The organism is Sphingomonas adhaesiva, assembly GCF_002374855.1.
Classification (GTDB): Bacteria; Pseudomonadota; Alphaproteobacteria; order Sphingomonadales; family Sphingomonadaceae; genus Sphingomonas; species Sphingomonas adhaesiva.
In genome coordinates this window covers 1-1144 of record NZ_NWVC01000035.1, presented here as the reverse complement: position 1 = coordinate 1144, position 1144 = coordinate 1, and the positions used below count along the sequence as shown (strand labels likewise).

Genomic DNA, 1144 nt, shown 5'->3' with positions numbered 1-1144 from the left:
CCTATGCCGACCGCATCATCGTGCGCTGCGACGGCCAGGTCGTCGCCGACCATCCCCGGTTTTTCGGGCGCGACCGGACCATCTACGACCCGTGGCATTACCTGCCGGTGTTGGCGACCAAGCCGGGTGCCCTGCGCAATGGCGCGCCGTTCCAGGGCTGGGAGTTGCCACCTGCGCTGTCACGGCTGCGGCGCAAGCTCGGCGCCGGGGATGATGCCGACCGGCGGTTCGTGCGCGTGCTGGCGACGGTGCTCGACGACGGGCTGGAGGCGGTGGAAGCGGCCGTGCGCGAAGCATTGCTGGCCGGCACCGCCAGCGACGATGTCATCGTCAACATCCTGGCCCGCCGACGCGAGCCGCCCCGGCCGCTGACCATCGTCACGCCCGAGGACCTGGCGCTGCGCCATCCGCCCCGCGCCGACTGCACCCGCTACGACAGCCTGCGAGGCCTCCATGCAGCGGCATGAGATGATGACGGCCATGGCCGAGTTGGGGCTGAAGGGCATGGCTGGCGCCTTCGACGAGGCGGTCACCACCGGTCTCCAGCGCAAGCGCACGACCATGGAGGTTCTGACAGACCTGCTGCGTGCCGAGGCGACGCACCGCCATGCGGCGTCGGTCCGCTACCGGATGTCGGCCGCCAGGCTGCCGGCCGTAAAGGACCTCGACGCCTTCGTCTTTGACGATACTCCCATCAACGAGGGGCTGGTACGCTCACTGCACAGTGGCTCGTTCCTCCCCGGCCGGCGCAACGTCGTGCTGGTCGGTGGAACGGGCACAGGCAAGACGCACCTTGCCACCGCCATCACCGCCAACGTGGTACGAGCTGGCGCCCGCGGGCGCTACTTCAACACGGTCGATCTGGTGAACCGGCTCGAGGAGGAAACCCGCCTCGGCAAGGCCGGCACGCTGGCAGCCCAGCTCTCCCGCCTCGACCTCGTGGTGCTCGATGAGCTCGGCTACCTGCCCTTTGCCCGCTCGGGCGGCCAGCTGCTCTTCCATCTGGTCAGCAAGCTCTACGAGCAGACCTCGGTCATCGTCACGACGAACCTCGCCTTTGGCGAGTGGCCGACCGTCTTCGGCGACCCCAAGATGACCACCGCGCTGCTCGACCGCATTACCCACCACTGCGACATCGTCGAGA

The 1144-nt window shown here is 68.6% G+C and carries 1 protein-coding gene and 1 pseudogene; both read left to right on the top strand.

The window, feature by feature from the left end:
- Positions 1-467, top strand: a pseudogene (locus COA07_RS17640) (IS21 family transposase); the annotation flags it as partial.
- A partial coding sequence (gene istB, locus COA07_RS17635) for an IS21-like element helper ATPase IstB (protein ID WP_096641368.1) occupies positions 454-1144 on the top strand: 691 nt, incomplete at its 3' end. The pseudogene COA07_RS17640 and the gene istB, both read left to right, overlap by 14 nt.